We start from the raw sequence: 26,075 nt of genomic DNA, 5'->3' as shown, positions 1-26,075 counted from the left end.
GCATTAAGCCGCAGCGTATCCGGTGAACTCATGCGCGGTCACAGTGACCATGGTGCCACCCATTGCCTTCACCGCCGAGCGCAATCTGGGATCACCACTGGGCGGTAACGGCATCGACCAGACCGTCGAACCGTCACCGGCGTCGATCGCGTGCACGGTCGTGCCGTCGGTCAGGATGAGATGGCTTGCGTCGGTTATGCCGTCGTAGCGTGACGTGTCCGAGAACGGCGTCGGCTGCTGCCAGATTCGGTGCCCGTCGGTGAGATCGAGGCCGGCCAGCTCTGATCCATCGAGCGATCGGACGATCACGGTGTTACCCACTACTCCTTCGATCGCGCTCATGCGTCCGGTGTACTCGTCGATGCCGATCTGCGGATTGGTCCAGAGGATTCGGCCTGTCGTTCGCTCGTAGGCACTCTCGCCGGTGAGGATCGGTGGCGGCGTCGCGGTCGCAGTCGGGTACCACTCGAGGAGGAAGCTGGCGTTGCCGACCTCGGTGATCGGGTGGCCATTGCGATCGAGCAGCGTGACCCTTCCCGCGCTCCAGCCGCGTTCGAACACCTGTGAGGCGACAATGCCGCCGTCGAAGGTGTAGGCAACGGGTCCGGTGAACAGCGGGTCGCCGGTGCGCAGATCGTAGACGCGAACGCCATGGTCGTGCCCGTCCAGGAAGTAGTCCCGCGCGATCCTGGGAGTGACCGGGTCGCCGGGAACAGGTGTCGGATACGTCCGCCGCCAGGTCGCGTCGATATCGGAAATGGTCCCTCGGGTGACGACGGCGGTCATCCAGTCCGGGGTTCGGCCGGTAACCGAAACGACGCCGTCCCGCACCGTCACGTCCATGACCTCGAAGTCCGTCGTATGGTCCCCGAGCACCGCGCCCGTCGCAGCGTCGATGATCAGCACTCGATGCGTGGCGTGGCAGGCGAGCTGTCCGTCGAATACCTGCTCACGGCAGCCGCGGAGTTCGCCGGCATCGTTCGTCCATCGCACCCGGCCGGTGTCCGGATCGATGCCGTGCATCCGCACCGGTCCCACGGTCAGTCCAGCATTTTCGCCCGGCCCCGGCGCGCCGGGAACCGCGGTTGCCGCGACGATCGTCGTCCCGGCGTCCATCGGCGCCCCGTAGCCGTAGTAGCGGTGCAGCGTCTGCGGCGCTGCCAGCAAGACCGCACCAGGCTCGTCGGACAAGTCGGCAGCGCGCAATGTCCACTGTGGCGCCGGAGTGGAGTCGAGCCGGGCCGAAATGAGGAACTCGCCGTAAGCCGCGGATACCTCCTTCGGCTCCTCTGGCGATCGGTTCACCCACACGACCGCAGCGATACCCGCCACCACAGCCACGATCAGCACCGTGATCCAGATCCCGCGCCTTCCCCGATCAGCTTCCAGACACGTGTCGTCCCCGCTCGCCATAGCTGCCCTCGTCGTTTCGGTCGGATCAGAACGCGACGAAGGTTAGCGAGGGGCAACGACATTCGGGGAACGAGCTGGCCAGTCCTGGGAATTCGGCACCACGCCACGACCTGCACAGCACGACCCCCACTGTCACCAACTCGGCGGACCGATCATCAGGCAGGCATGAGCGGCCCGGCCGGTCGCGATGTCACCTTCGGCAGCGCCGGTCCGACCGTCGGTGTATCCAGCGTTCAGCGGACAGACACCACACGGCGACGCTGCGAAGCTGATCGGGAAAGCACATCGAGTGCGGTTCCGGTCATTCGGCGCAGTTCCCGAATCTTCGGCCGTTCGATGTGCGACAACATCTCTCACCGCACAGTGGAGCGAGGTTCACATGAGTTTGGACATCGATATCAAAGAGGCGGCCAAGTCGCTCTTGATCGCGGCCGGGTTGGCGGCGAACGTTGCCCAAGCCGACATCGCCCAAGCGGCGCGGGACATCGCCAAGAACTATCCGAGAGCACACGCCCAGCAGGTCGAAGCGGAGATAGCGCGCCACCTCCGCAATCGGGGATGAGGTCGCGGCGCGCCGTGTGACCATCCTGGATGCATCCGTTGGACGGCCGACAACAGCTCAGAACCAACGGGGGTACCGTCGCAGGTGGGTAGCCATCATCGGCGGAGGAGTACGCCATGAACGACATTCCACCGAACGAAGTCGGGCGCAGACTGCGTGAGATCCGTGCGTGGCGTGGGCAAAGCCTCGAGGTTGTCGCGGGCCTGGCTGGAATCAGTTACGGATACCTGGGCCGCCTTGAACGCGGAGAACAACCGCTATCCAATCGCGCCACGCTCGAGGCGCTGGCACGTGCTCTGAAGGTGTCGCCGTCGGAGTTCAATGGCCAACCGTGGGAGGTCACCGACGGGCCGGGTGCCGAGGCATACGCCGGACTGATCGCGGTCGAAAACGCCCTGGAGGTCTGCGAACTCGGCACTGACCCTGGAACAGAGATACGTGAATGGTCTGAGATCGCCGCCGAGCTGGCCACTCTGGAGGTCGTTCGCGAGTCCACCGACTACGCGGCTGCTTGCGCGTTGGCTCCGCAGCTGCTCACCGAGTTGCACGCGGCGTATGTCCGACGCCCGCAGTGGAGGCGAGAGGTTCTGGTAGGCATCATCCGCTGCTACTACGCGTTGGCGAACACAACCAAGCGGCTCGGCGTCCGAGGCTTGCCGATCATGATCGTCAAGGCTGCGAACGCCTGCGCGGAAGAACTCGAGTCGCCCGCATGGATAGGGTTCACGGTGTGGCTGCGCGGCACCATCGCAGGCTCGATATCGCGTTCGCAGCAGTACACCCGCGCCGTACACACGGCCGATCGGCTGACGCCACATCTCGATGATTCCGCAGCCTTGCAGGCATACGGGATGCTTCACTTGTCCGCCGCGCTCGCGGGCGCGGTGCAGTCGGACCGGGACACGGCGAACACTCACCTGGCAGAGGCCGAAGCAGTCGCGGCGCGGATGGACGAGGAAATCGGTAGCTTCGGCCGACTGTGGTTCGGCCGGACCAATGTCAGGATATGGCGCTCTTCTATCGGCATGGAACTCGGCGATGGCGTGCAGGCTGTGGAGTTGGCGCGAGACCTGCCCATCGATTCCATCCCGTCGCCCTCTCGTCGTGCCAACTACTACGCCGAGGCCGGACGGACGCTCCTCGCGGAGCCCAAGCACCGAGAGACCGGACTAGCCCTACTGCTGAAGGCTGAAGACATTGCGCCGCAACAGGTCCGCGCTGACTTTTTCGTTCGCGAAGCTGTTGCCGATCAACTGCGCATTGCGCGGCGCGATGCCGGGGGCCGGAATCTACGGGGTCTGGCGTGGCGTTTGGGTATCGCACCCGACCTGACGCGGAACAACTGACCTGGGTGCACCACACCTGTCCTTTGAGGACAGATCCCTTGTGGCCCTGCTCATAACGTCGGGTTCGGCCCCGACGCCGGGGTGAGCGGCCGTTTCCTCATCCCGGCGCGCTTGGTGCGGCCTTCCTCCAGCTGTGCAGGTATTGCCGCTGACTGGGTGCAGGAGCCCTCGGCGTCGGGTGCCTACCCATCACTGGCAGGGAGGCGCAGGGGATGAATATGAGCGATGGCGGTACCGATAGAGGCAATTTGTATTCGCGGGGATCGCCGACCTGGAACGAATCGCGACGTGGCTACGCGCCGAGTCCGTCGACACCATCGCACGGTCTGCGGTAGAGGGGGAAACCGCGCGAGCGAAGATGATCCTCCAGGGCCCCGAACCGGCAACATGCTGACGCTCGCGCGCCGGGAACGGGTCGAGGGCGGATGGGGCATAGGCTCGGCGAGACGTAGCGAATCCTCCTCGGCGTAAGGCGCTTTTGCCGGATCATGAAACCGACCGAGTAGGCCGCGACAGGAAAGGAGCGACGGATGCAGACAGGCACGGTGTGGCGCTGGAAGCCGCGTAACGGTACCGGCGTGATCAAGCTCGATGACGCCGACAGCACCCTTGTCTGGTTCCACCTGTCGGATGCTCGTGGCGATCTGGACATCACCACGATCGCCGAGGGACTACCGGTCGAGGTCGAGATCGAACCGATACCGCAGGGGGAATACACATGTCGCGCAAAGTCGGTATACCGAAAAAGCTGATCTTCGCCGCCCTAGCCGTCGCTATGGGCGTTCTCGCCGCGGGCCCAGCGAACGCCGTCCCCGGGTACGCCGACTTCAGGCCCGGCGACCAGAGCTACAGGTACAACGGCAAGCACGGAACGTTCACGGGAGATGTCGTTTACGCGAGTCAGCAACCTGATGGTGGCAATCGGTTGATCTGGTCGCTGACGCTCTCGCCGTCCGTGCAGAGACTCATCGTGGGCAACACTGGCCTGCGGCGCCTACGTCGAGGGCAATACCGGATACTCGGACAACCACAGCGCCATCCCGGCGGACTATCGGTGGCATTCGGTGGTGCCGAATCTCCAACTCGACAAGCAGTACAAACTTGTCATGAACTGCGCATTCCAGGCCACCAACGGCCATGTCGTGTCGCCGGGCCGCGCTGACTTTCAGATGGTCTTCACGCTGCATTCCAGCTGACTCGCGGACCAACTGCGCTTACTTCTGTGGATTATCACACGTCAGGACCTGGGCCTGAGTTTCCTTCCTCGCCACTCACGCATCTGACGAGAACCAACGGGGTACCGTCGCAGGTGGGTAGCCATCATCGGCGGAGGAGTACGCGATGAACGACATTCCACCGAACGAAGTCGGGCGCAGGCTGCGTGAGATCCGCGCGTGGCGCGGGCAGAGCCTCGAGGTTGTCGCGGGCCTGGCTGGAATCAGCTTCGGGTACCTCGGACGGCTCGAGCGCGGGGAACAAGCCCTATCCAATCGGGCCACCCTCGAAGCGCTCGCGCGGGCACTGCGCGTCTCACCTTCGGAGTTCTACCCCGCACCCTGGCAAGCAGGTTCACCGTCTGACGGCAATGAATCCGCCCATGCCGGAGTCGTGGCGATCGAACGTGCGCTCGATGTTTACGAACTCGGGGAAGACCCGGGCGGCCCAGTCCGCGACTGGCCCACAATCGACGCCGACCTGAAACAACTGGCCGACCTCCAACAACGCGCCGACTACGCCGAACAGGCCCGCGTGGTACCGGAATTACTGGCGGAGTTACACGCGGTCTACGCCCGGTCATCCGAACACCGTCGCGCTGCACTGCTCGGCATGATCATGTGCTACTCCTCGGCTATGTGGGTCACCAAACGGCTTGCCGGGCGTGGCCTGCCGCTTCTGGCAGCCAAAGCCGCGCAGGAGTGCGCCGCCCTGCTGGAATCCCCCGCTTGGGCCGGGTTCACCACCTGGCTCCGGGGTGATGCCACGGGTGGGCTGTCGCGTCCTGAGCAGTACCGCCGTGCGGTGCGCTGCATCGATGAACTGAACCCGCACCTGGACGACGGCGAGGTACTCCAAACGTCCGGAATGCTGCACCTGTCGGCGGCGCTCGCATCAGCGGTCCAGCGCGACCGATCCACCGCCGAAACACACTTGAACGAAGCCGCCGCACTGGCCGCACGTATGGACACCGAGACCGGGACTTTCGGGCGGATGTGGTTCGGCACACCGAACGTGGGCATCTGGCGCGCGTGCATCGGACTGGAGTTCGGAGACGGTGCGAAGGTTGCCGAGAACGCGCGCGGGGTCAACGTGGCCACAATCCCCAGCAAGTCCCGGCAAGCCGAATTCTACATGGAAGTCGGCCGCGCATTGCTGACCGATCCCGTCAGTCGCGACAAAGGAGTGCAAGTACTTCTGCGGGCTGAACACCTTGCACCGCAACGTGTCCACGCCGATGTACTCGCCCGCGAAGCCGTGGCCGACGTCCTACGCTCGGCTCGTCGCGACGCCGGAGGACGTGACCTGCGCGGCCTGGCATGGCGGCTGGGGATTGCTCCCGAACTCGCGCCGAAGAACTGATCTCCCCCGTTTGTCCTGCTAGGGCAAATCCTTTGTGGCCCTGCTCATAACGTCGGGTTCGGCCCCGACGCCGGGGTGAGCGGCCGGTTTCCTCATCCCGGCGCGCTTGGTGCGGCCTTCCTCCAGCTGTGCAGGTACTGCCGCTGACTGGGTGCAGGAGCCCTCGGCGTCGGGTGCCTACCCATCACTGGCAGGGAGGCGCAGGGGATGAATATGAGCGATGGCGGTACCGATAGTGGGAGTTTGTATTCGGCGGGGATCGCCGATCTGGAACGAATCGCTAAGTTTCTACGCGTCGAGTCCGTCGACACCATCGCAGGGTCTGCGGTAGATGGGGAGACCGCGCGAGCGATCGGGTTCCGCTGCGATGCGGTCGCTGGTGCCGACACGGCACGAGACGAGGAGGTCATTCGCGCGCTGGCGAATCGCCACGGTTACCTATTGCCGCACATACTCACGATCGAGTCGCACATCGATTCGGGTGCGCTGCTCGGGTTGATCGAGCGTGTGCACGTCACGCGGGCCGGTGCGGTGATCATTCCGGGGATGACGCATCTGGGCGGAGCGGTCCTGGCCGTGCTCACCCAAGTGTGCAGCGTGATCATGCCCGGACATGTGATGCTCGGCCGCAGCCTATACCCCACCGCGCCGCGGCCTTCAGGGGTGGACCGATCGGCGGGGGTAGTGGGGTGAGCGCGCCCGGAATCGGACTGCGCCCCTTGGATATCGGGTCTGTGGCAGGGCGGGTCGCGTTCTACAAGCGCGTCGCCAATCTCGCGGCCGAGGTCGAACCGGACCGGATCATCATGCGGGCAAGTAACTCCGTGTGCGCGATCTGCATGCCCGAAACCCTCGGTGTAGCCGTGGTGGATGCGATCCGCACACGCGCCCAGAGCCTCGGCCCGATCGTGGCGCACCCGCGTTCGCATACCTGGACATTCCTGGCGCGACCCGACTTGCCCGACACCCCGGAGGTACTCGCGGAACTCTTCCGCCATCGGGTGAAGATGATCACCAGCGGCGGGATCATCGCATTGCCATCCCCGCTGGACGAACAGACCGGATTCCGATCCTGGATCGAAGCACCCCACGACACCTACCGGCCCTCGGCACGCGTACTGCTGAACACGGTCCGCGCCTGCCTGCCCGCACGAGGCCGCGGATGACCCGGCCGCGCCCCGGCGAATCGCCATGCCCAGAGGAACCGGACGTGCGTCTATCGATCGACCTCGCCGAGGACATACGCCTGGACTTCGCCGCGTGCCTGACCGCCGCACTGGTATTCGTGCAGGTGTGGGCGGCGCGAAAACACCACTCCGGCACCTTGACCGTGCACCTCGGCGACACGGCCGGACTGCCCCGGCTGCCCACCGAACGCCTCTACATCGAGCCATGACCCGCGCGCACAGCGCGGTGTGCGTCATTTCAGCGAACGTCCTGGCCGATGGCACGCAAGATGTCGGCCAGCCACACTAGGTGGTATTCCTTCCCCAGCGGAGATCAGGGTGGCGCCGCCGGCTTGTGCAGTGCCCACGGCGACTGTCCATCCGAACTGTGCACCTTCAAGTCGGCGGACCTGGACGTGCCAGGGCCCATACCCTCGCCGCTCTGCCCGAGTTCCAGGTAGCCGGTATTGGCGTGGACTTCCGTGACTCCGGCCTCGGAATGCAGGATTTTCGCCGCGCGGGCGCCCACATCGGACAGCGGTGCATGGGACAGCAAGGCGACCGTCCCGCCGTTCTGCTCGACGGCTTGGCGGAAGTATTTGTTCCCGGCCAGGATTCGAGCGTAATCCGCTTCGCCGACGGCGACGGTTTCCAGCTTCCGGCCCGCGCGCACCTGCAGGAGGACATTGTCGACCGGCGCGGCGTCTATGTCGTCGAGCCGCGGTGACGCAAGACTGGCGTTGATGGCCATGACGGGCGGCTTGTCGCGGAACGGCACCTGCCAGGGCACCCGAGGCTGCGCCCCGGACGTCACACCGTAATTCTCCTTGTACTCGGCCAACTCGTAGTAGTAGGTCCGGAACATGTCCATGGAGTCCGCTCCCGCCCACGCCTTGTACCTCCTGCCATCCTCTTTCGACAGCGGGAACGCGACACCTAGGTCGACAATCGTTCGGAATTCGTCCCGGAAAGATCCCATGCGGCCGATCAGGCGGACGGACTCCACGTCTTTCGGGTCGATCGTCGCGGGATCTATCTTCTGAAAGAACGGGTGGAACCGTAACGCCTCAGCGGAATCGGTCTCCACGTAGCGATTGACCGCTTCGCGCAGCTCATCTCCCGGCACCCGCCTGGACACGGCCTCGGCCGCGTGCCGCAGCTGCAGAGTGAGCCGCTCCGCCACCCACTTCCACTTGGCTGACAGCATCGCTAATCCTGCGTAGCGGATCCGTGGCGGCGAAGAGCTTCGGCCCGCAACCGGAATGCCGCGCGACCGTTCGCATTGAGCAGGATATCGACGCCAAGCGGGACGACCGCAGGCAACTCGTCACCCACTACTGGTAGCCAGCGGTGCACCGGCGAGCCGAACTTCTGCACCTCCGCGGTGACGACGACGACACAAGGCACCTCGTCCGGTGCGGTTTCGACGACCGGTCGGCCGTGTTCGTCACAACCGATCTCCACCACCGACTGCCGCAAGGTCGGCACGAGTTCAGCAGCGGCGTCCGCATCCCCGGCACCGATCAGATGCAGCAGCGCATCCAGCGGGTCGGTCGGCGACCACTCGTCGGGCGGCAGATACGCGGGATTCGGTTCGAACGGACCGACCCGTCCGTCGGTGCCGATCTCCCAGCGTCCGACGATCGTGCGGGCAGGGGGCGATTGCTCCGACTCGTTCGGCTCCCACGCCGGTGACGTCAGGATGAACCAGTCACCCATCCTGATGGTCCCCGACTCCGATTGATCCATCGCTGCTCCCGCTAATGCTGTCCCCGAACCCCGCCGGTCTTCCGCACCTCACACTCTCCGGTCCGCCATGTGATTCGGGGAGCGCGTTCCTTGCACCCCGATCGGGCATGGTCCGGAAGTGCCAGGCATCCGTGCAGCCACGCCGATGCGGGGCGACGGAACAAGCCGGCTCCGATCCGGCCACGCTAGCTGTGCTGAACTCACGGCGCCATCCCCGATTTCTCGCGGCACCGCGCCGATCGTGCGGCCTCCCGCGAGAGGTCCACACCTCGATCGTGACCCAATAGGTAGATCGTCCGCATCGGGATGTACGGGCACAACTCGTCTCAATCCCTCGTGTACATCATCGGGCCCGAGACCGCCCCCGGGCTCCGGGGGCGTACCTATAGGCGAGAATCCACGGTGATTTCTCGATCTTCTCCGTCTACGGTCGGCATCCGACAGAAAGTCATCGTCACGTCGAGGGCTCCGGCGGGCGGGCGGGGGTCCGGCGATGCAGTGCGAGCTGGATCTCCAGCAGCAGGCGGTCGGCGGGATCGCCGAGGTCCATGCCGAGGATCTCCTCGACGCGACGGATGCGGTAGCGCAACGTGTTCGGATGCACGCGCAGTGCCGCGGCGGCGTCGCGCACGTCGCCGTGTTCGCGGAGATAGGTCTCCACGCTGTCGCGCAGGCTCGCGGAATGTTTGCGGTCGTAGTCGAGTAACGCGCGTAGCCGTGGATCGTGCAGTTCGGCGCGTGAGCCGACGAGATCGAGGACCTCACCGAGTAGCACCGCCGTCCGCGACTCGGCGAGCGTGGTCACCCGATGCTTCGGGTAGGTCGCGACGGTGCTGTCCAAGACGCGATCGACCTCGGCCCGCGCCTCGGCTACGCGGCCGAGATCGGCGACGGGACAGGCGATTGCGGCGCGCAACGCCAGCGAGCGCTTCGTCTCGAGCTGTTCGACCAGCTGCCGCGTCCAGGCGGTCACCGTCTGCGCGGAGCGGTAGCCAGGGAGCAGGACATAGACGCGGTCGCCCAACGTGGCGGTCACCGAGTCGCCGCGAAAAGAGCTGGCGCGCAACCGAAGCATGCTGCCGAGGGCCGTGGGCTCGGTAGCGGTGGCCTGCTCGGTCGCCGTGAGCGCGAACCCGACCACCGCGGCCGGACCGCTCGGCCGCACACTCAGCGCTCTCGCCACCGCCGCCGAGTCGACCGCGCCGCCTTCCGCGCCGAACAGTCGCCGGATCAGCAGCGCCTCGGTGGTCGGTGCGTCGAGGCTGCGGGAGATCAGGCGGCCCGCGATGGCCGCGGCGCCCCGTAGCACCTCGGCCGCGTCCGGCTTGAACGGCTGATCGCCCTGCTGCAACCAGATCGCTCCGAGCACGCGCACCGTGCGGGCGCCGGAGTCCGCGGGATGCCGGATGCCGATCGCCAGCCTGCGCTTGATGTTCAGCTCGTCGTGCGCGGGCACATCGATGACTTCGTCGCTGTTGCGCAATCGGTCGAACACGCCCCATTTCCGCAGCACCATCAGGTACTCGGGCGGCCCTTCCCGCCCCAGGATCGACAGCACGCGCAACTGGTCGGCGGTTTCGTCGGACGCCGAGTACGCCAGCACATGCGAGTTCGGGTCCTCGATGGACACCATCCCGCCCGCGTTCTGCGCGACCATCTGCGCCAGGCCGAACAGATCGATGTCCGCGACGGCCAACTCCTCATCCCCGGCCATGTCCATCCTTCGGCCAACTCGACAACGCACTCGCCCCATCTTTGTCCTACTGACTCATTCTTCGGGCAGTTTTCCGGTGTTGACTTCGCTCTACCGGAAAATCGCCAAGTAGACACCGGATCGAAGAGACACCCGCCTACCCCGCAGGAGGATCCATGGACAACGTCGTGTCGCCACCCCAGCCGGTGAACGAGCCGGTGGGCACCTTCGCCCCGGGCAGCGCCGAACGCGCCCGCCTGCGGGCGAAGCTGGCCGAGCTCGCCGCGACGCCGACCGAAATCCATCACGTCCTCGGCGGCGAGCATCGGCGCGGTCACGGCGACCGGCTCGAGGTGGTGCAACCACACCGGCACGCCGCCGTATTGGGCACGCTCACCACGGCGGAGCCGAACGACGTCGAAGACGCCATCGCGGCGGCGACCGCCGCGGCCCCGGGCTGGCAGGCACTGTCGTTCGCCGACCGCGCCGCGATCTTCCTGCGCGCCGCCGACCTGCTGGCCGGACCGTGGCGCGAAACCATCGCCGCGGCAACGATGCTGGGCCAATCCAAGACGGCCTACCAGGCCGAGATCGACACCCCCTGCGAGCTGGTCGACTTCTGGCGGTTCAACGTGCACTTCGCCCGCCGCATTCTGGAGGATCAACCGATCTCTGCACCAGGTGTGTGGAACAAGGTGGACTACCGCCCGCTGGAGGGTTTCGTCTACGCGATCACGCCGTTCAACTTCTCCGCCATCGCGGGCAACCTGCCCACCGCACCCGCGCTGATGGGCAACACCGTCGTGTGGAAGCCCGCGGTCACCCAGTCGGTGGCGGCGTACTGGACGATGAAGCTGCTGGAAGCGGCGGGCCTGCCACCCGGCGTGATCAACATGGTGCACGGCACCGGACCAGAGGTGTCGGAGGTGGCGCTCGCCGATCGCCGCCTCGCGGGCATCCACTTCACCGGATCGACCGCGACCTTCCAGCACCTGTGGCGCACGGTCGCGACGAACATCGACCGCTACGACACCTACCCGCGTCTGGTCGGCGAGACCGGCGGCAAGGACTTCGTCGTGGCGCACAGCTCCGCCGACCCGGATGTGCTGAGCACGGCGCTGATCCGCGGCGCGTTCGACTACCAGGGCCAGAAGTGCTCGGCCGCCTCGCGCGCGTTCATCCCGAAGTCGGTGTGGGCCAGGATGGGCCGCGAATTCGTCGACCGGGTCGCCGCCCTCAGCTACGGCGACGTCACCGACTTCAGCCACTTCGGCGGCGCGCTCATCGACCGGCGCGCCTTCACGAAGAACGCCGACGCTCTCGCGCGCGCCAAGGCGACCCCGAGCCTGACCATCGCCACGGGCGGGCACGCCGACGACAGCGTCGGCTACTTCGTCGAGCCCACCGTCCTGCTCGGCGACGACCCGGCCGACGAGGCATTCCGCACCGAGTACTTCGGCCCGATCCTGGCGGTGCACGTCTACGACGATTCGGTGCGTGGATCGTTCGAGTCCACGCTCGACCTGGTCGACAAGGGCTCCCCCTACGGCCTGACCGGCGCGGTCATCGCCGAGGACCGCGCGGCAATAGTCACCGCCACCGACCGGCTGCGCTTCGCGGCGGGCAACTTCTACATCAACGACAAACCCACCGGCGCGGTCGTCGGGCAGCAGCCCTTCGGCGGGTCGCGCGCGTCCGGCACCAACGACAAGGCAGGCTCGGCGCAGAACCTGCTGCGCTGGACCTCCGCTCGCACGATCAAGGAAACGTTCGTCCCCGCGACCGACCACCGTTACCCGCACCAGGAGCTGTGATGGCCTTCTCCGGACTGCTCCGGCCCGCCGTGCTGGCGGCCTCCCGTTCCCCGCGCTTGGAGCGCACGATCACCCGCATGCCTGCCACCAAGAAGGTGGTCGACCGATTCGTCGCGGGCGAGACCGAGGCCGACGCGGTGACCACGACCTCGGCGCTGCTGCGCTCCGGACGCGCCGTGACGATCGACTATCTCGGCGAGGACACCACCGATCTGGACCAGGCCCGCACCACCGTCGCGCACTATCTGCGGTTGCTGACGGCGCTGTCCGAAGTGCGGGCCGACGACGAGCAACCCGTGCGCCCGCTGGAGGTATCGCTCAAGCTCTCCGCGCTGGGCCAGTCGCTTCCCCAGAACGGGTACGCCATCGCGCGCGAGCACGCGCACCAGATCTGCACCGCCGCGAGGGACGCGGGCATCTGGGTGACCATCGACGCGGAAGACCACACCACCACCGACTCCACACTGGCCATCGTGCGCGAGCTGCGCCTGGATTTCCCCTGGCTGGGCACGGTTTTGCAGGCCTATCTCAAACGCACCGTGGAAGACTGCCGGACGTTCGCCGGTACCGGCTCGAGGATCCGGTTGTGCAAGGGCGCCTATCGCGAACCCGCGTCGGTGGCGTATCAGAGCCGAGCCGCGGTCGACGAGTCCTACGCGCGCTGCTTGCGGGTGCTGATGGAGGGCAAGGGCTATCCAATGGTCGCCACACACGATCCCGCGCTCATCGACGAGGCCTTGCGGTACGTGCACGAAACCGGCCGCGCTTCCGGCGAGTTCGAGTTCCAGATGCTGCACGGCATTCGCGACGCCGAACAGCGGCGGTTGGTCGCGGCGGGCCACGCGCTGCGCGTCTACGTGCCCTACGGCGACCAGTGGTACGGCTACTTCATGCGCCGATTGGCCGAGCGCCCGGCCAACATCGCGTTCTTTTTGCGCTCCTTCGGCCGAGACCGCTGACGCGAGGCTCGAACAACAAATCTTGGTCCCTCTGCACCTGAATACTCACGCTTCGGTGCTATGGGCAACCACACGGGCCCAGCCCCCGCTTTCGAGCGAAGCGAGACCGAGCGTTGCCCGTTCGCGGCCCGGCCGCGAACACGCAGCGCCGCAGGCGCTGCAAAACCAACACTGTCCAAAAAACACAGAACTTTATTTGTCCAACTGAACGATCACAGCGTCCCTGTGGTCGTATTGAGTAGGCAGCTGAAAATGTGATCTGCGTTACTGCCTCTCCGCGTACCGCAGGTGGACGAAAGGATGTACATGTCCCTCGCGCAGTTACGCGGCCAGATGATGCGCCGCAAACCTCTCGGCGAGATCGATGAGGAGACCGCTCCCGCCGACGAGCGGCTGGCGCGGTCGCTCGGCTTGTGGCAGCTCACGGCGATCGGCGTCGGCGGCATCATCGGCGCGGGCATCTTCACCTTGGCCGGTGCGGTGGCGCACTCCGTCACCGGGCCTTCGGTGCTCATCTCGTTCCTCATCGCGGGGGTGGCCAGCGGCGCCGCCGCGCTGTGTTACGCCGAGTTCGCCGGAATGGTGCCCAAGGCCGGGTCCGCCTACACCTACGGCTACGTATCGCTCGGTGAGCTCGCGGGCTGGTTCATCGGCTGGGACCTGCTGCTGGAGTACATCGCGGTCGCGGCGGTGGTCGCCATCGGCGTATCCGGGTACTTCAAGTTCCTGCTCGAGGAGGTCGACATCACGCTGCCGGATTGGATGATGGGCGCCTCCGGCACCGGAGAAGGCCACGTGATCGACGTGTTCGCGGTGCTGTTCTGCCTCGGCACGGCCTGGTTGCTCTCGCGCGGCATCCGCAGCGTCGGCCGGTTCGAGACCGTCGCGGTCGGCATCAAGGTCGCCTTGGTCGTGCTCATCATCGTGCTCGGCGTGTTCCACATCGACAGCTCCAACTACACCCCGTACTTCCCCTTCGGCGCGGGTGCGGTGTGGACCGGCGCGGCCACCGTCTTCTTCGCCGTGTTCGGCTACGACGCGATGAGCACCGCCGCCGAGGAGTCCACCGACGGAAAGAAGCACCTGCCGAAGGCGATCATCTATTCGCTGGCCATCGCCATGGTGCTCTACGTGCTGGCCACCCTGGTGCTGACCGGCATGCAGAAGTACACCGAGATCAGCCCGACCAGCGGGTTCTCCACCGCCTTCGAATCGGTCGGGCAGCCCGGCGTCGCGAACATCATCGCGGTCGGCGCCATCGTCGGCATCATCACCGTGGTGCTGACCTTCATGCTCGGCGTGACCCGGGTGTGGTTCGCCATGAGCCGCGACGGGCTGCTGCCGGAATGGTTCGCCAAGACCCATCCGGTCCGGAAGGTGCCCACCCGGGTGACCTGGATCGTCGGCATCGGATCGGCGCTGATGGCAGGGTTGCTGGACATCACGGTGGTCGCCGAGCTGACCAACATCGGCATCCTGATGGCATTCATCGTGGTGTCGGTCGCGGTGATCGTGCTGCGGCGCACCCGGCCCGATGAGCCGCGCGAGTTCCGGCTGCCTTTCATGCCGGTCGTCCCGCTGATCGGCATCGGGTTCTCGATGTATCTGATCTGGTCGCTGCCGTGGGAGACCTGGGCGCGCTTCGCGGTCTGGCTGGTCGTCGGCCTGATCGTCTATTTCGGCTACTCACGCACGCACTCCAAGCTCGAGCTCACCGCCGCGTCGGCGGGCAAGGGGACCTCCGAGGGGCACTGACGCCAGCCGCTCGGAAACGGCCGGGTGGGTGGATCGTCCACCCACCCGGCCTCGTCCAACGCCGCCGGTGAACCGAACCGGCTCGCCGAGAGTGTTCCTTGCGGATCGGTCGCTCGACTACATACGGTCGGGGTGTCGGGCATCGATGCCGGGGGCCATACGTGGCGGCTCGCAAAGGGCCGAGAGGAGCGGTAGCGGATGGAACTCCAGGACGTCGTCTCGTCAGGCGTACTCGAACAGCGTGAACTGGTGGCCCAGGGGCTTGTTTCGGCGCGACAACTCGTCGAGGCGACACTCGACGGCATCGACGCGGCCGCGGACCTCGGCGCCTTCACCCACGTGCTGCATGCGGAAGCCAGGGCCGAGGCCGCCGAGCGGGACCGGGAGCGCGCAGCGGGCGAAGCGGTCGGACCGCTGCACGGCGTCCCGATCGCGGTGAAGGACGAGTTCCACGTCGCCGGTGTGGTCACCACGTTCGGCACCCGGGCGAACTCGACACCTGCCGCGGCGGATGCCGAGATGGTGCGCAGGTTGCGCGCGGCAGGGGCGATCATCGTCGGCAAGACCGCGATGCCGGAGTTCGGGCAGTGGCCGTTCACCGAGTCCAGCACCTTCGGGATGACGCACAACCCGTGGGACCCCGCCCGCTCCACCGGCGGGTCCAGCGGCGGGTCCGCGGCGGCGGTAGCGGCCGGGCTGGTACCCGCCGCGCTGGGCGGCGACGGTGGCGGATCGATCCGGATCCCGTCGGCGTGCTGCGGCTTGTTCGGACTCAAACCACAGCGCGGGCGGGTGCCGATCGCGCCGAACGAGCACCTGTGGTGGGCGCTGGGTGTCGCCGGACCGCTCACCCGGAGTGTGCTGGACTCCGCCGTCATCTACGACGTCATCCGGGGCAGCACCCCCACCGACCGGTTCCGGGCGCCCGACCCGGAGACGTCGTTCGAGGCGGCGGCCCGCACACCCGCGCGGCCGCTGCGCATCGGCTACAGCATGAAATCCCCCACGCCGCTGGTGAAGCCTGATCCGCTGCATATTCAGGCCGTCCTCGACACCGCGAAACTGCTTGCGGAGCTGGGCCATACGGTCGTGGAAATCAATCCGGCCTACCCGGATTCGACGCACGCCTTCTTCCCGCAGTTCTACGGCGGCGTGCGCGCCGAGCTGCCCCAGATGGATCATCCCGAACTGCTCGAACGCCGCACCAGGCAGACGGTCGCGCTCGGCGCGTGGGCGCGCGGACCCGTGGTCGAATGGGCGATCCGGCGCGGAGAGGTGGTGGCGCGCAAGGTCGATCGGATCTTCACCGAGTGCGATCTGCTGCTCACGCCCACCACCGCGATCCGCCCGCCACTGCTCGGCGTGCTCGACGGTGCGAACACGGTGCGCGCCCAGCTCGCCTCCTTGCCGATGGTCGCCTACACCGCGCTGTGGAACGTGACCGGGCATCCGGCGGCCGCCGTGCCCGCGGGCGTCGGGGAGGACGGGCTGCCGCTGTCGGTTCAGCTGGTCGCTCCCACGAACGGTGAGACGACGATTCTGCCGGTGGCGGCGCAACTGGAACAGGCACGACCGCAGCCCCGTCCGGGTGGATGAGCGCGGTGACCGAACAACATTCATCGAGGGACCCCGGCTAGCGAACAGAATTCGGTACCTTCGAAGTATGCGCAAGACCGACTCGGCGGGCGGCCCAGGCGCCTCCGGCCACCCACCCTCGGGTGTCGCGCTCGACGACATCGACCGGATCCTGCTCGACCAGCTCGCGCGGGACGGGCGGATGACCAACAACGCCCTCGCCGCCGCCGCGGGGATCGCGCCGTCCACCTGCCTGGGACGGGTGCGGGCGCTGGTGCAGCGCGGCGTCATTCGCGGCTTCCACGCCGACATCGACCCGGCCGCGCTCGGCCGCAGCCTGCAGGCCATGATCGCGGTGCGCCTGCACGCCGGCGCGCGCAGGCGACTGGCCGAGTTCGGCGAGCGCATGTCGGCGCTCGACGAAGTGCTCAACGTGTACTTCATCGCGGGCGCCGACGACTATCTCGTGCACGTCGCCACCGCGAACACCGACGAGCTGCGCACGTTCGTGCTGAATCACCTCAGCGCCCATCCCGCGGTCGCCTCGACCGAGACCATCCTCATCTTCGAGCACATGCGGCCCCGGTCGAGCACCGACTGACGGACGTCGTCCGGCCACGCCCGTTACGCGGCGGAACGTTTCGCCGCGTAGCCGTGCGCCTGCGCCACAGTTGCCGACAGCAGCACACCGCGGTCGGTGCTCAGCCCTGCGGCCAGTCCGGGATCGGCGGCCAAGGCGCCGCGCCATCCCCGGTCCGCGAGCGAAACGACATGCGGCAGTGTGGCATTGGTCAGCGCGACAGTGGAGGTGTTGGGTACCGCGCCGGGCATGTTGGCCACGCAGTAGAACACCGAATCGTGCACCTGATAGGTCGGCTCGGCGTGCGTGGTCGGCCGCGAGTCCGCAAAGCAACCGCCCTGGTCGATCGCGATATCGACCAGCACGGAGCCCGGTTTCATCTGGGCGACCAAGTCGTTGGACACCAGGGTCGGCGCCTTGGCGCCCGGCACCAGCACGGCGCCGATCACCAGGTCCGCTTCGCGCACCGCGGTCTCCACCTCGAGCTTGTTGGACATGATGGTGCGCACCCGGCCGCGATACTGCGCGTCGATCTCGCGCAGGCGGGCGATGTTCAGATCCAGCACGGTGACCTCGGCGCGCATGCCGTGCGCCACGGCGATCGCGTTGCCGCCCGCGACGCCCGCGCCGAGCACGGTGACCTTGGCGGGCCGCACGCCCGGCACGCCGCCCATCAGCACGCCGCGTCCACCGGCGCTGCGCATCAGGTGATAGGCGCCCGCCTGGGCGGCCAGCCGTCCCGCGACCTCGCTCATCGGCGCGAGCAGCGGCAGCGAGCCGTCGTGGCCGGTCACCGTTTCGTAGGCGATCGCCGTGATACCGGAAGCGAGCAGTGCGTCGGTGCACTCCTTCGACGCGGCCAAGTGCAGGTAGGTGAACAGCACTTGGTCCGCGCGCAGGCGCCGGTACTCCTCGGCCACCGGCTCCTTCACCTTGAGCACCAGCTCGGCGGTTTCCCACACCTCGTCGGCGCTGTCGAGCACGCGCGCGCCCGCGACCGTGTAGGCCTCGTCCGGGAAGGCCGAACCCCGTCCGGCACCCGCCTCGAGGTACACGTCGTGACCGCGCGACACGAGTTCGTGCACGCCCGCCGGCGTGCACGCGACGCGGTACTCGTGGTTCTTGATCTCGCGGGGGATTCCGATTCGCACCTTGCACTCCTGATCGTCGATGGGACGGGTATCGGCGACGCGCACCGGAGTGCGATCACCGCTCCTCAGGAGTATGAATATTCTGCTAGATCGGAGCTATATTTCTGAATATAATTCTCAAAGAGGCCCGAACTACATCCGAATCCACGAACACAGGACCTTTCCCCGGCCGCCGTCCGCAATATCTTCGGACCGGAACCCGGACGTCTCAGCTCTTCGGCGTCAACAAGACGAGCGGAAGCTCTCGTGTGGTCTTCTTCTGGTAGTCGCCATACGTCGGAAACGCCTCGACGACCTTCGGCCACAGCGTTGCCCGCTCCTGCGCGGTCGCCACCCGGGCGGTCATCGGCACCTTCGGACCGCTCCGCACGGACACGACGACGTCCGGGTTGTCGCGCAGGTTCAGAAACCACGCCGGATGCACGGGGTCGCCGCCGCGCGAGGCGACGACGACGTAGGTGTCGCCGTCGACCACCGGCGCGGTGAGCATGACCGCGTGCGGGCGCCCGGATTTGCGGCCGGTGGTCGTGAGCTCGAGCGACGGCATACCCGAGAACTCGTTGCCGAATTTCCCGAAGCTGATCTTCAGCAAGGCGCGATGCACCGTATTCATGGTTTTCAGCGCGAAATTCGAGGGCATGTGATCCTCACAGTCTTCTCTTCGGAGAGCTCGGCGCGACGGCGGCGTCAGCGGCGATTCGGACTGTACCGGAGGCGATCACCGCGCAGACCACCCCGACCACCGCGTCACCTCGATGGCGATCACCGGTCCGGGCGGCGGCTGGTCCTGGTAATCGGGATAACGGGCGGCCAATCGGCGCTTCGCCATTTCGGCCTCGGCGGCGACCGCGATACGGGCGTCTCCGTCGGCGCGTGTCCACCACAGCTGAGCCCAGTCGTCGCTGTAGTGGTCGACGAGCGCGGCCACCGCGGGGTTCGCCGCGATATTGTCCAGCCGGCGCAGCGCCGTGGTCGTCTTCGGCTTCGCGTCGACGCTGGTGTAGATCCGGTCGCCGACGACGACGAACACGATCGGAACCAGATGCGGGCGTGCCGCCGCCGAAACGGTCGCCAACCGCGCGACCGGACTTGCCGCGAATCGCTCGCGCGCCACCTCGGAACTCAGCCGCACACACGCCTCCTCGATGTCGGCGAACCCGCTAATCGGGGATCGAGTCCGTTCCGCCCCCTATGCATCCGGACATTTGCCATGAAATCCCAGCGATCGTCCACTCCCACGCTACGGTCGAGTCAATGTTTGACCCGTCAACAGGCGTTGTCGCCAGAAGGAAGGCGGTAGTGGACATCGATATCACGACGAGGCTGAACCTAGCGTTCGAGATGTGGGAACGCGCGAACGGGCGGCCACTGGCCGACGAGACGGTCACATCATGGCTGACCGCGGCCGGGTACGACCTGGCACCCGGCTACCTGGGGCAGGTGCGGCGCGGGCAGGCCACCACGCTCCCGGAACAGGCCCGCGCCGGGCTGGCGCACGTGTTCGGACTCGATCCCAATTATTTCGGCTTCGACCCGGGGCCCGGTCAGGCCGAGGACGCGGAAGTGCTCGCGCATCTGGACAATTCGGCCCTGCGCCGCCTCGGACAGGCCGTGGACGGCGTCTCGCTGCGCACCCTGCTCTACCTGGAGTCGGTCGCGGATGTCCTCCGCCAAGCCGACGGTCTGCCCCCGTCCGAGCAAACCGCACAACTCTGATCGACCAGAAACAGCGGCTCGGATTCGGCCCCCGGCTCGGGCAGCCCGGTGGGCCGATCTCAGCGCCGGACACGCGGCGACACTGCTCCGCCTTCCGGCACCTGCTGAACCCGCCACGCCGCGGCGTCCAGGTCACGAAGCACGTCGCCGTGGCCGACACATATGGTCTCGACATCCAGTTCCGCCAGCCGGATCACCGCGCGCTCGACGGCGGCGCTGTCGGCGTCGAACACGCCCGGCATGGTCACGCCCCGGGCGTCGGCCGGCATGTCGCCGGTGCACAGCACCCGATGCTCCGGCACACGACACCGGCCACCGCGAACGAATAATCTAAAACTTAAGTACCGCAAAACGAATACAGGCGTCTGGACAAATCCGGAATCGTAGCAATAGTGAATTTCGAGCAAACGCCTGTCGAACAATTCTCCTGCCGAACACGCTGGGTCCTGGCAGTTTTCGGCCATCGAGGGCGGCGGCGGAGCATCTTCGCCGCATGCGGAATATCCGCCGTGACGGGTTCGGCCGCATTCCTTTCGAGTGGCGCCGCACTGATCGTCCCGCTATGCTCGGGCCCGCAAGGTTCGAAACTGCTTGCCGGGCTGTGCATTTCGGCTGCCGGGCACGCAGAAGGGGGTCAGGGGACGATTTCCCCTCGACGCCGCGAATGCGGAAGTACGGAACTTGTCACAGTTATTGGAACCGGCCCGAAGCGAGCACGGCGAAAGCGCTGTTCGGCGCGCGAAACCGCCGTACGCGACATTCACGTCCTGCGTAATCGTGAGCGCGGCCGTCGTCGCGGCGGCGGTGTACTACGCACCCGCCGAATTCCGGGTATCGCTGGCGGCAGGCGCCGTCGCCGCGGCGATCATCCTGTGCGCCGCCGTCACCGCGGCGGTCCATTTCCGGCAGGAAGCCGTCCGCTCCTGGCGGGATGCCGCCCAGGCCCGGAAGGACAGCGCGCTCGCCGCCGCCGACGCCGACGCCAGGACCACCGCCGCGAACGACGCCGCGGCCGAGCACGCCGCACGGTCGAAGCGCAGCGACAGCCGTCGCGCCGCGGCGATGGCGGCTTTCGCGGGAGCGGCCGGCCGCATGCAGGCGATGACCACCAGCATGCTCGCGGAACTACGCGAGATGGAGCACCGGCACGGTGATCCCGCCGTGCTCGCCGACCTGCTGCAGCTCGATCACCGCACCGCCCAGGCGGGGCGGCTGGCCGACAGCATCGCCGTGCTCAGCGGCGCGCGATCCGGACGCAGGTGGGCCAAACCGATTGCGATGGAATCGATTCTGCGCGGCGCGATGGGTCGCGTCGCGGGCTATCAGCGCGTCCGATTGCGTGCCGTCGCCGATATCGCGGTTTCCGGCCACGCCGCCGAGGGCGTCATGCACGCACTGGCGGAGCTGCTCGACAACGCGTGCAACTTCTCCCCGCCCACAACCGAGGTACACGTCTATGCCGCCGAGGTCCCCGCGGGCGTCGTGATCACGATCGAAGACAGCGGGTTGGTCATGAGCGAATCGGCGCTGCGCCGCGCCGAGGCAGCCGTATCGACGACGGGCCGGGGCGGCGCCGGACCCGGTTCCGGGGTCGACCTGTCCTCGCTCACCGGAACCAGGCTCGGCCTCGCGGTGGTGGGCAATCTCGCGCGCAAGCACGGCCTCACCGTGTCCTACCGTCCTTCCGCCATCGGCGGCACGGCGGTGGTCGTGGTGGTCCCGCGGGAACTCACCATCCGGGTGGAACGGCCCCAGCCGTCCACCATCACCGGTACGCTACCCGTCACTCGGGAGTTCGCCCACACCACCGCGCAGCCACCGCGGCCGCCCAACGAGCCCGCGCACACGCCCACCGGTACCTCGCACATATCCGCCGCCGAACCCCCCTCCGCCGTCACCGTCCCCGCGCTTCCCAAGCGACGCCGCGGCAGCACCCTGGCCGCCGTTCACCCCGACGGATTGTCCGCGCCGGAGCCCGCCGCGCCGACGCCTCCCGCGTCGCGGCCCGACTCACTCGGTGCGTTCCAGCGGGCGGTGACCAAGCGGACCGACGGCGCCGCAACCCCTTCCCCCGCCCCTTCCGCCGCCGTGGAGAACGAACGATGACAACCTCCGAGTCCGCCCAACTGAGCTGGCTACTGGAACAGCTGCTGACCCGCACACCGCGCACCAGGCACGCCCTGCTGCTGTCGAGCGACGGGTTGAAGATCTGCCACACGCCCGAACTCACTGTGGACCAAGCCGACCAGCTCGCCGCCATCGCCGCCGGCATCCAAAGTCTCTCGCACGGCGCGTCGGTGGAGTTCGGCGACGGCCGCGCCGGCGTGCGCCAATCGATGACCGAGTTCTACGGCGGCATCCTGTTCATCGTCGAGGCCGGGCTTGGCGCCCACATCGCGGTCGTCGCCGCGGAGGACGCCGACGCCGGGCTGGTCGGGCACAACATGCGCGAGCTGGTGGAGCAGCTCGGCGAGCATCTGGCGGCCGCGCCGCGCTTCCGGGGAGCGAGCGTGTCGTGACAAGGCCAGGCCGGGACGACGACCCCGATCGGCTGTACACCCTGACCGGCGGACGCAGCAAACCGGACGTGGACACCTTCGATCTGGTCACCCTGGTGGTGAGCGAGTGCGATCCGACACCGGGCATGCAGTCCGAGCACGTGGCGATCCTGGACATGTGCCACGCTCCGACCGCTGTCGTGGAAATCGCCGCGGAACTGCGTATTCCGGTCGGCATCGCGACGATCCTGCTCTCCGACCTGCTGCACGCGGGCAAGATCACCGTGCGTCCACCGCGGACCGGCCTTCCCGGCGCGCCATGGCACTCCCTACCGGACCCCACCACCCTCGAGAAGGTGCTCGTTGGACTCCGCAAACTCTGATCCGCGCCCCGCCCGCGCCGACGCGCCCCTGCACCGCGCGACCAGGCAGGGCCTGAAGGTCGTCATCGTCGGCGGCTTCGGCGTCGGCAAAACCACGATGGTCCGGGCGGTCAGCGAAATCCGTCCCCTCGACACCGAGGCGATCATGACCGACGAGGGCCTCGGCGTCGACGACCCGAGCGGCGCGCCGGGCAAATCGACGACGACCGTCGCCTTCGACTTCGGGCGGATCACCATCGACAGCGAGCACGTGCTGTACCTGTTCGGCGCACCGGGACAGGAACGGTTCCGGTTTCTCTGGGATCGCCTGTTCGCCGGCGCGCTCGGCGCGATCGTCCTGGTCGACCCGCGCCGGATCGCCGACTGCTGGTACGCCATCGACCGGCTGGAACACCAACGGACGCCGTTCATCGTCGCCTGCAACGACTTCGGCGGCGGGCATCGTCCGGACCAGGTCCGTGACGCCCTCGATCTGGACCCGCACGTGCCGCTCACCGACTGCGACGCCAGATCCCGCGCGTCCGGCAAGGGAGTCCTCATCACCCTCGTCGAGCACCTCTCCTCCCTCGCCCCGACGCCGCGGCACACCCTGCTCCCGACTCCGGAGGCCGCGTCATGACTACGCCAGCACCGAGTTCCGCCCGCGGCTGCCCCGTGCACGCCGACCCCGCCGCGGTCGCGTTGAGCGGTCCGCGTTTCCACACCGACCCGCACCAGCTCTATCACGAGATGCGCCGCGAGCACGGCCCGGTTGTCGCTGTCGAGTTACCCGGTGGCGTACCCGCCTGGCTGGTCATCGGTTATCGCGAATTACACCAGGTGACCAGCGATCCGGAGCTGTTTCCGCGCGACGTCGGCTTGTGGAACCAGTGGCCGAACATCTCCGCGGACTGGCCGCTGCTCCCGATGGTCGGACAACCGATGCCGTCGATCTACTTCACCGCGGGCACGGAGCACCGTAGACACCTGGCCATGGTGGAACCGGCCCTGGAAACGGTCGACACTTTCGAACTGCGGCGTACCTGCGAGGAATTGGCCGACCGTCTGATCGACACGTTCTGCGGCCGGGGCGAAGCGGAGCTGGTCGCCGATTTCGCCGAGCCGCTGCCGGTGCTGTCGCTGGCACGAATCCTCGGCTTCCCGGACGAAGACGGGCCGCGGCTGGCGTGGACGATGAAGACGCTCGCCGACGGCGGGGCCGAGGCCCAGGCCGCGCATCAGCAATTCGCCGAGCGCATGCAGCGCCTGCTCGCGGCCAAGAAGGCCGAGCGCGGCCCCGATCTGGTCTCCCGAATGCTGGCGCATCCCGGCCCGTTCACCGATCAGGAATACGTCCTCGACCTGATGGCGATCACCGCCGCGGGCCATCTGCCCACCGCCGACTGGATCGGCAACTCGGTACGGCTGATGCTCACCGACGATCGGTTCGCCGCGGCGCTGGGCGGCGGGCGGCACAGCGTGGGGCAGGCGATGAACGAAGTGCTGTGGGAGGACACGCCGACGCAGATCCTCGCCGGGCGCTGGGCCGCGCGCGACACCCGGCTCGGCGACAAGCTCATCCGGTCCGGGGACATGCTGTTGCTCGGCCTGGCCGCCGCCAACGCCGACCCGCACGTGCGCCAACACGCCTCCGACGGCGCCGAGCCGGCCCACGCGGGCAACAGCGCGCACTTCGCCTTCAGCTACGGCGAATACCGCTGTCCTTTCCCCGCCCAGCAGATCGCCGAGGTCATCGCGCGCACCGGTATCGAGGTCCTGCTCGACCGGCTGCCCGACCTCGACCTGGCGGTGCCCGCCCAGAACCTGGTCCGGCGACCGTCGGCCTTCCTGCGCGGAATGACGTCCCTGCCTGTCCGCTTCACACCCGTTCGCGCCGTCGGAGGTACCCCGTGACTCGAGAATGCCCGCACGCAACGATCCTCGCCATCGATCCCATGGTCGGCGACCTCGCCGGGGAGACCGACCGCCTGTGCGCCGCGGGTCCGCTCACCCGGATCGATCTGCTCGGCGTGCCGGCCTGGACGGTGACCCGCCACACGCTGGCCAGGCAGCTGCTCGTGGACACCAGGCTGGTCAAGGACATCAACGCCTGGTCGCTGTGGCGGTCCGGCGCGGTGACCAGGCAGTGGCCGCTGATCGGCATGATCGACGCAGGTCGTTCGATGTTCACCGTGGACGGCGCCGAGCACCGCAGGCTCCGGATCAAGACCACGCAGGCGCTCACCAAACGTCGTCTGGACGCGCTGCGCCCGACCATCGAACGGATGACCGCCGAGCTGCTGGACGATCTCGAGCAGGCCGGGCGGGACGGGGCGGTGGTCGATCTGAAGACGGTGTTCGCCTACCCGCTGCCGATGCGGGTGATCAGCGAGCTGATGGGTGTGGATCGCGCCGACCATCCGATGCTGCTCGCCTGGTACAAAGCGTTCTTCTCACTGCTGACACCGCAGGACGAGCGGCTGCGCGTGATCGACGAGCTGGACGCGTATTTCACCGACCTGGTTCGCACCAAGACCGCCGCCCCGACCGACGACCTGACCAGCGCATTCATCGTCGGCAGCGTTGACGCTGGACCGCTGACCGAGGAAGAAGTGGTTGGCAACCTGAAGGCGCTCGTCGCCGCCGGGCACGAAACCACGATCGGCCTCATCCTCAATGCCGTGCGCGCCCTGCTGGGCCGCCCCGACCAGTTGCGCGCCATCCACGGCGGCGAGTTCGCGTGGGACGCCGCGGTGGAGGAAACACTGCGCTGGGACAGCCCGGTAACACATCTGCTGATGCGTTTCGCCACCGAGGACATCACCGTCGGCGACATCGTGATCGAGCAAGGCGAGGGAGTGGTGATGTCCTACCGTGCGATCGGGCGCGATACCGCCGTGCACGGCACGGATGCCGACAACTTCGACATCACCCGCCCAACGGCCAACCGGCACATGGCTTTCGGCCACGGCCCGCATATCTGCCCCGGTGCGGCGCTGGCCCGCCTGGAAGCGGGGATCGCCCTGCCCGCCTTGTTCGCTCGCTTCCCCGACCTGCGCTCGGCGGTGCCGATCGAGGAAATCCGCAACCTCCCGGTGCTCACGCAGAACGACCTCGAAGCGTTCCCGGTGCAGCTCGGGAACTGATCCCAGCGCCCGG

27 protein-coding genes are annotated in these 26,075 nt (G+C 67.4%); 19 read left to right on the top strand and 8 right to left on the bottom strand.

All coding sequences use genetic code 11. The annotated features are described in order from the left end of the window. Window positions 1-3: 3 nt before the first annotated feature. Entirely contained in the window at window positions 4-1,341 is a 1,338-nt protein-coding gene (locus ACWPXK_RS20430; protein WP_454197752.1) for an outer membrane protein assembly factor BamB family protein, read from the bottom strand. A gap of 451 nt (window positions 1,342-1,792) precedes the next feature. On the opposite strand from ACWPXK_RS20430, the gene ACWPXK_RS20425 reads away from it, so the two are divergent. From ACWPXK_RS20425 to ACWPXK_RS20395, 7 genes are all read left to right on the top strand, one after another. Next, on the top strand, window positions 1,793-1,975 hold the full coding sequence (locus tag ACWPXK_RS20425) for a hypothetical protein (protein ID WP_454197751.1): 183 nt from the start codon (window positions 1,793-1,795) through the stop codon (window positions 1,973-1,975). A 116-nt stretch (window positions 1,976-2,091) separates the two neighbouring features. Continuing rightward, window positions 2,092-3,321, top strand: coding sequence for a helix-turn-helix domain-containing protein (locus ACWPXK_RS20420; protein WP_454197750.1), 1,230 nt, complete (start codon window positions 2,092-2,094; stop codon window positions 3,319-3,321). A 530-nt stretch (window positions 3,322-3,851) separates the two neighbouring features. After that, the gene (locus tag ACWPXK_RS20415) at window positions 3,852-4,073 is read left to right on the top strand and encodes a hypothetical protein (RefSeq protein WP_454197749.1); all 222 of its coding nucleotides are present in this window, start codon (window positions 3,852-3,854) and stop codon (window positions 4,071-4,073) included. Window positions 4,074-4,662: 589 nt separating this feature from the next. Beyond that, window positions 4,663-5,898, top strand: a complete 1,236-nt coding sequence (locus ACWPXK_RS20410) for a helix-turn-helix domain-containing protein (RefSeq protein WP_454197748.1) — start codon at window positions 4,663-4,665, stop codon at window positions 5,896-5,898. A gap of 213 nt (window positions 5,899-6,111) precedes the next feature. Continuing rightward, window positions 6,112-6,591 carry a hypothetical protein gene (locus ACWPXK_RS20405; protein WP_454197747.1) on the top strand — a complete coding sequence of 160 codons (480 nt, stop codon included), beginning with the start codon at window positions 6,112-6,114 and terminating at the stop codon, window positions 6,589-6,591. Beyond that, entirely contained in the window at window positions 6,588-7,064 is a 477-nt protein-coding gene (locus ACWPXK_RS20400) for a DNA-directed RNA polymerase subunit beta (protein ID WP_454197746.1), read from the top strand. The genes ACWPXK_RS20405 and ACWPXK_RS20400 overlap by 4 nt, the downstream gene beginning before the upstream one ends. A 44-nt stretch (window positions 7,065-7,108) precedes the next feature. After that, complete coding sequence (locus ACWPXK_RS20395) at window positions 7,109-7,294, top strand: hypothetical protein (RefSeq protein ID WP_454197745.1); 186 nt, start codon at window positions 7,109-7,111, stop codon at window positions 7,292-7,294. A gap of 104 nt (window positions 7,295-7,398) precedes the next feature. On the opposite strand, the gene ACWPXK_RS20390 is transcribed toward ACWPXK_RS20395, so the two are convergent. From ACWPXK_RS20390 to ACWPXK_RS20380, 3 genes are all read right to left on the bottom strand, one after another. After that, complete coding sequence (locus ACWPXK_RS20390) at window positions 7,399-8,271, bottom strand: hypothetical protein (RefSeq protein WP_454197744.1); 873 nt, start codon at window positions 8,269-8,271, stop codon at window positions 7,399-7,401. 2 nt (window positions 8,272-8,273) lie between these two features. Continuing rightward, window positions 8,274-8,813 (bottom strand): type VII secretion system-associated protein, encoded by a 540-nt coding sequence (locus ACWPXK_RS20385; RefSeq protein WP_454197743.1) that lies wholly within the window; start codon window positions 8,811-8,813, stop codon window positions 8,274-8,276. A 454-nt stretch (window positions 8,814-9,267) separates the two neighbouring features. Then, entirely contained in the window at window positions 9,268-10,527 is a 1,260-nt protein-coding gene (locus ACWPXK_RS20380; RefSeq protein WP_454197742.1) for a PucR family transcriptional regulator, read from the bottom strand. A gap of 155 nt (window positions 10,528-10,682) precedes the next feature. Between ACWPXK_RS20380 and pruA the strand changes: the two genes are divergently transcribed. The 5 genes from pruA to ACWPXK_RS20355 all read left to right on the top strand — a co-directional run bounded on the left by pruA (window position 10,683) and on the right by ACWPXK_RS20355 (window position 17,210). Further along, on the top strand, window positions 10,683-12,320 hold the full coding sequence (gene pruA / locus ACWPXK_RS20375; RefSeq protein WP_454197741.1) for an L-glutamate gamma-semialdehyde dehydrogenase: 1,638 nt from the start codon (window positions 10,683-10,685) through the stop codon (window positions 12,318-12,320). After that, entirely contained in the window at window positions 12,320-13,279 is a 960-nt protein-coding gene (locus tag ACWPXK_RS20370; protein ID WP_454197740.1) for a proline dehydrogenase family protein, read from the top strand. The genes pruA and ACWPXK_RS20370 overlap by 1 nt, the downstream gene beginning before the upstream one ends. Window positions 13,280-13,585: 306 nt before the next feature. Next, on the top strand, window positions 13,586-15,034 hold the full coding sequence (locus tag ACWPXK_RS20365; RefSeq protein WP_454197739.1) for an amino acid permease: 1,449 nt from the start codon (window positions 13,586-13,588) through the stop codon (window positions 15,032-15,034). A gap of 198 nt (window positions 15,035-15,232) precedes the next feature. Next, window positions 15,233-16,630 carry an amidase gene (locus tag ACWPXK_RS20360; RefSeq protein WP_454197738.1) on the top strand — a complete coding sequence of 466 codons (1,398 nt, stop codon included), beginning with the start codon at window positions 15,233-15,235 and terminating at the stop codon, window positions 16,628-16,630. A gap of 67 nt (window positions 16,631-16,697) precedes the next feature. Then, window positions 16,698-17,210: an Lrp/AsnC family transcriptional regulator gene (locus ACWPXK_RS20355; protein ID WP_454197737.1), complete on the top strand. Its 513-nt coding sequence runs from the start codon at window positions 16,698-16,700 to the stop codon at window positions 17,208-17,210. A 23-nt stretch (window positions 17,211-17,233) separates the two neighbouring features. On the opposite strand, the gene ald is transcribed toward ACWPXK_RS20355, so the two are convergent. The 3 genes from ald to ACWPXK_RS20340 all read right to left on the bottom strand — a co-directional run bounded on the left by ald (window position 17,234) and on the right by ACWPXK_RS20340 (window position 19,472). Then, entirely contained in the window at window positions 17,234-18,340 is a 1,107-nt protein-coding gene (ald, locus tag ACWPXK_RS20350; RefSeq protein WP_454197736.1) for an alanine dehydrogenase, read from the bottom strand. Between the two features lie 208 nt (window positions 18,341-18,548). Next, entirely contained in the window at window positions 18,549-18,980 is a 432-nt protein-coding gene (locus tag ACWPXK_RS20345) for a nitroreductase family deazaflavin-dependent oxidoreductase (protein ID WP_454197735.1), read from the bottom strand. A gap of 78 nt (window positions 18,981-19,058) precedes the next feature. Continuing rightward, entirely contained in the window at window positions 19,059-19,472 is a 414-nt protein-coding gene (locus ACWPXK_RS20340; protein WP_454197734.1) for a TIGR03668 family PPOX class F420-dependent oxidoreductase, read from the bottom strand. Window positions 19,473-19,639: 167 nt separating this feature from the next. Here ACWPXK_RS20340 and ACWPXK_RS20335 point away from each other — a divergent pair, with 167 nt between their 5' ends. Next, entirely contained in the window at window positions 19,640-20,056 is a 417-nt protein-coding gene (locus ACWPXK_RS20335) for a hypothetical protein (protein WP_454197733.1), read from the top strand. A gap of 59 nt (window positions 20,057-20,115) precedes the next feature. On the opposite strand, the gene ACWPXK_RS20330 is transcribed toward ACWPXK_RS20335, so the two are convergent. Further along, window positions 20,116-20,343, bottom strand: a complete 228-nt coding sequence (locus ACWPXK_RS20330; protein ID WP_454197732.1) for a hypothetical protein — start codon at window positions 20,341-20,343, stop codon at window positions 20,116-20,118. Between the two features lie 490 nt (window positions 20,344-20,833). Here ACWPXK_RS20330 and ACWPXK_RS20325 point away from each other — a divergent pair, with 490 nt between their 5' ends. From ACWPXK_RS20325 to ACWPXK_RS20300, 6 genes are read left to right on the top strand one after another with little or no spacing between them, the layout of a single operon-like run. Then, window positions 20,834-22,162 carry a sensor histidine kinase gene (locus tag ACWPXK_RS20325; RefSeq protein ID WP_454197731.1) on the top strand — a complete coding sequence of 443 codons (1,329 nt, stop codon included), beginning with the start codon at window positions 20,834-20,836 and terminating at the stop codon, window positions 22,160-22,162. Then, complete coding sequence (locus ACWPXK_RS20320; RefSeq protein ID WP_195130172.1) at window positions 22,159-22,575, top strand: roadblock/LC7 domain-containing protein; 417 nt, start codon at window positions 22,159-22,161, stop codon at window positions 22,573-22,575. The genes ACWPXK_RS20325 and ACWPXK_RS20320 overlap by 4 nt, the downstream gene beginning before the upstream one ends. Continuing rightward, window positions 22,572-22,937, top strand: coding sequence for a DUF742 domain-containing protein (locus tag ACWPXK_RS20315; protein WP_454197730.1), 366 nt, complete (start codon window positions 22,572-22,574; stop codon window positions 22,935-22,937). The genes ACWPXK_RS20320 and ACWPXK_RS20315 overlap by 4 nt, the downstream gene beginning before the upstream one ends. After that, the gene (locus ACWPXK_RS20310) at window positions 22,918-23,556 is read left to right on the top strand and encodes a GTP-binding protein (RefSeq protein ID WP_454197729.1); all 639 of its coding nucleotides are present in this window, start codon (window positions 22,918-22,920) and stop codon (window positions 23,554-23,556) included. Before ACWPXK_RS20315 ends, ACWPXK_RS20310 begins: the two co-directional genes overlap by 20 nt. Further along, window positions 23,553-24,830 (top strand): cytochrome P450, encoded by a 1,278-nt coding sequence (locus ACWPXK_RS20305; protein ID WP_454197728.1) that lies wholly within the window; start codon window positions 23,553-23,555, stop codon window positions 24,828-24,830. Before ACWPXK_RS20310 ends, ACWPXK_RS20305 begins: the two co-directional genes overlap by 4 nt. Continuing rightward, window positions 24,827-26,062 (top strand): cytochrome P450 family protein, encoded by a 1,236-nt coding sequence (locus ACWPXK_RS20300; RefSeq protein WP_454197727.1) that lies wholly within the window; start codon window positions 24,827-24,829, stop codon window positions 26,060-26,062. Before ACWPXK_RS20305 ends, ACWPXK_RS20300 begins: the two co-directional genes overlap by 4 nt. Window positions 26,063-26,075: the final 13 nt, after the last annotated feature.

The sequence above is a fragment of the Nocardia sp. Marseille-Q1738 genome (genome assembly GCF_965283145.1).
Note: the sequence above shows the minus strand (reverse complement) of the source record. Positions and strands in the feature narration are given on the sequence as shown.

What these genes read in the sequence shown, in the direction of transcription:
- ACWPXK_RS20420 (WP_454197750.1), top strand. Translation starts at nt 2,092, where the DNA reads ATGAACGACATTCCACCGAACGAAGTCGGGCGCAGACTGCGTGAGATC.
- ACWPXK_RS20380 (WP_454197742.1), bottom strand. Translation starts at nt 10,527, where the DNA reads ATGGCCGGGGATGAGGAGTTGGCCGTCGCGGACATCGATCTGTTCGGC.
- ACWPXK_RS20385 (WP_454197743.1), bottom strand. Translation starts at nt 8,813, where the DNA reads ATGGATCAATCGGAGTCGGGGACCATCAGGATGGGTGACTGGTTCATC.
- ACWPXK_RS20365 (WP_454197739.1), top strand. Translation starts at nt 13,586, where the DNA reads ATGTCCCTCGCGCAGTTACGCGGCCAGATGATGCGCCGCAAACCTCTC.
- ACWPXK_RS20415 (WP_454197749.1), top strand. Translation starts at nt 3,852, where the DNA reads ATGCAGACAGGCACGGTGTGGCGCTGGAAGCCGCGTAACGGTACCGGC.
- ACWPXK_RS20410 (WP_454197748.1), top strand. Translation starts at nt 4,663, where the DNA reads ATGAACGACATTCCACCGAACGAAGTCGGGCGCAGGCTGCGTGAGATC.
- ACWPXK_RS20305 (WP_454197728.1), top strand. Translation starts at nt 23,553, where the DNA reads ATGACTACGCCAGCACCGAGTTCCGCCCGCGGCTGCCCCGTGCACGCC.
- ACWPXK_RS20360 (WP_454197738.1), top strand. Translation starts at nt 15,233, where the DNA reads ATGGAACTCCAGGACGTCGTCTCGTCAGGCGTACTCGAACAGCGTGAA.
- ACWPXK_RS20345 (WP_454197735.1), bottom strand. Translation starts at nt 18,980, where the DNA reads ATGCCCTCGAATTTCGCGCTGAAAACCATGAATACGGTGCATCGCGCC.
- ACWPXK_RS20370 (WP_454197740.1), top strand. Translation starts at nt 12,320, where the DNA reads ATGGCCTTCTCCGGACTGCTCCGGCCCGCCGTGCTGGCGGCCTCCCGT.
- ACWPXK_RS20425 (WP_454197751.1), top strand. Translation starts at nt 1,793, where the DNA reads ATGAGTTTGGACATCGATATCAAAGAGGCGGCCAAGTCGCTCTTGATC.
- ACWPXK_RS20390 (WP_454197744.1), bottom strand. Translation starts at nt 8,271, where the DNA reads ATGCTGTCAGCCAAGTGGAAGTGGGTGGCGGAGCGGCTCACTCTGCAG.
- ACWPXK_RS20355 (WP_454197737.1), top strand. Translation starts at nt 16,698, where the DNA reads ATGCGCAAGACCGACTCGGCGGGCGGCCCAGGCGCCTCCGGCCACCCA.
- ACWPXK_RS20320 (WP_195130172.1), top strand. Translation starts at nt 22,159, where the DNA reads ATGACAACCTCCGAGTCCGCCCAACTGAGCTGGCTACTGGAACAGCTG.
- pruA (WP_454197741.1), top strand. Translation starts at nt 10,683, where the DNA reads ATGGACAACGTCGTGTCGCCACCCCAGCCGGTGAACGAGCCGGTGGGC.
- ACWPXK_RS20405 (WP_454197747.1), top strand. Translation starts at nt 6,112, where the DNA reads ATGAGCGATGGCGGTACCGATAGTGGGAGTTTGTATTCGGCGGGGATC.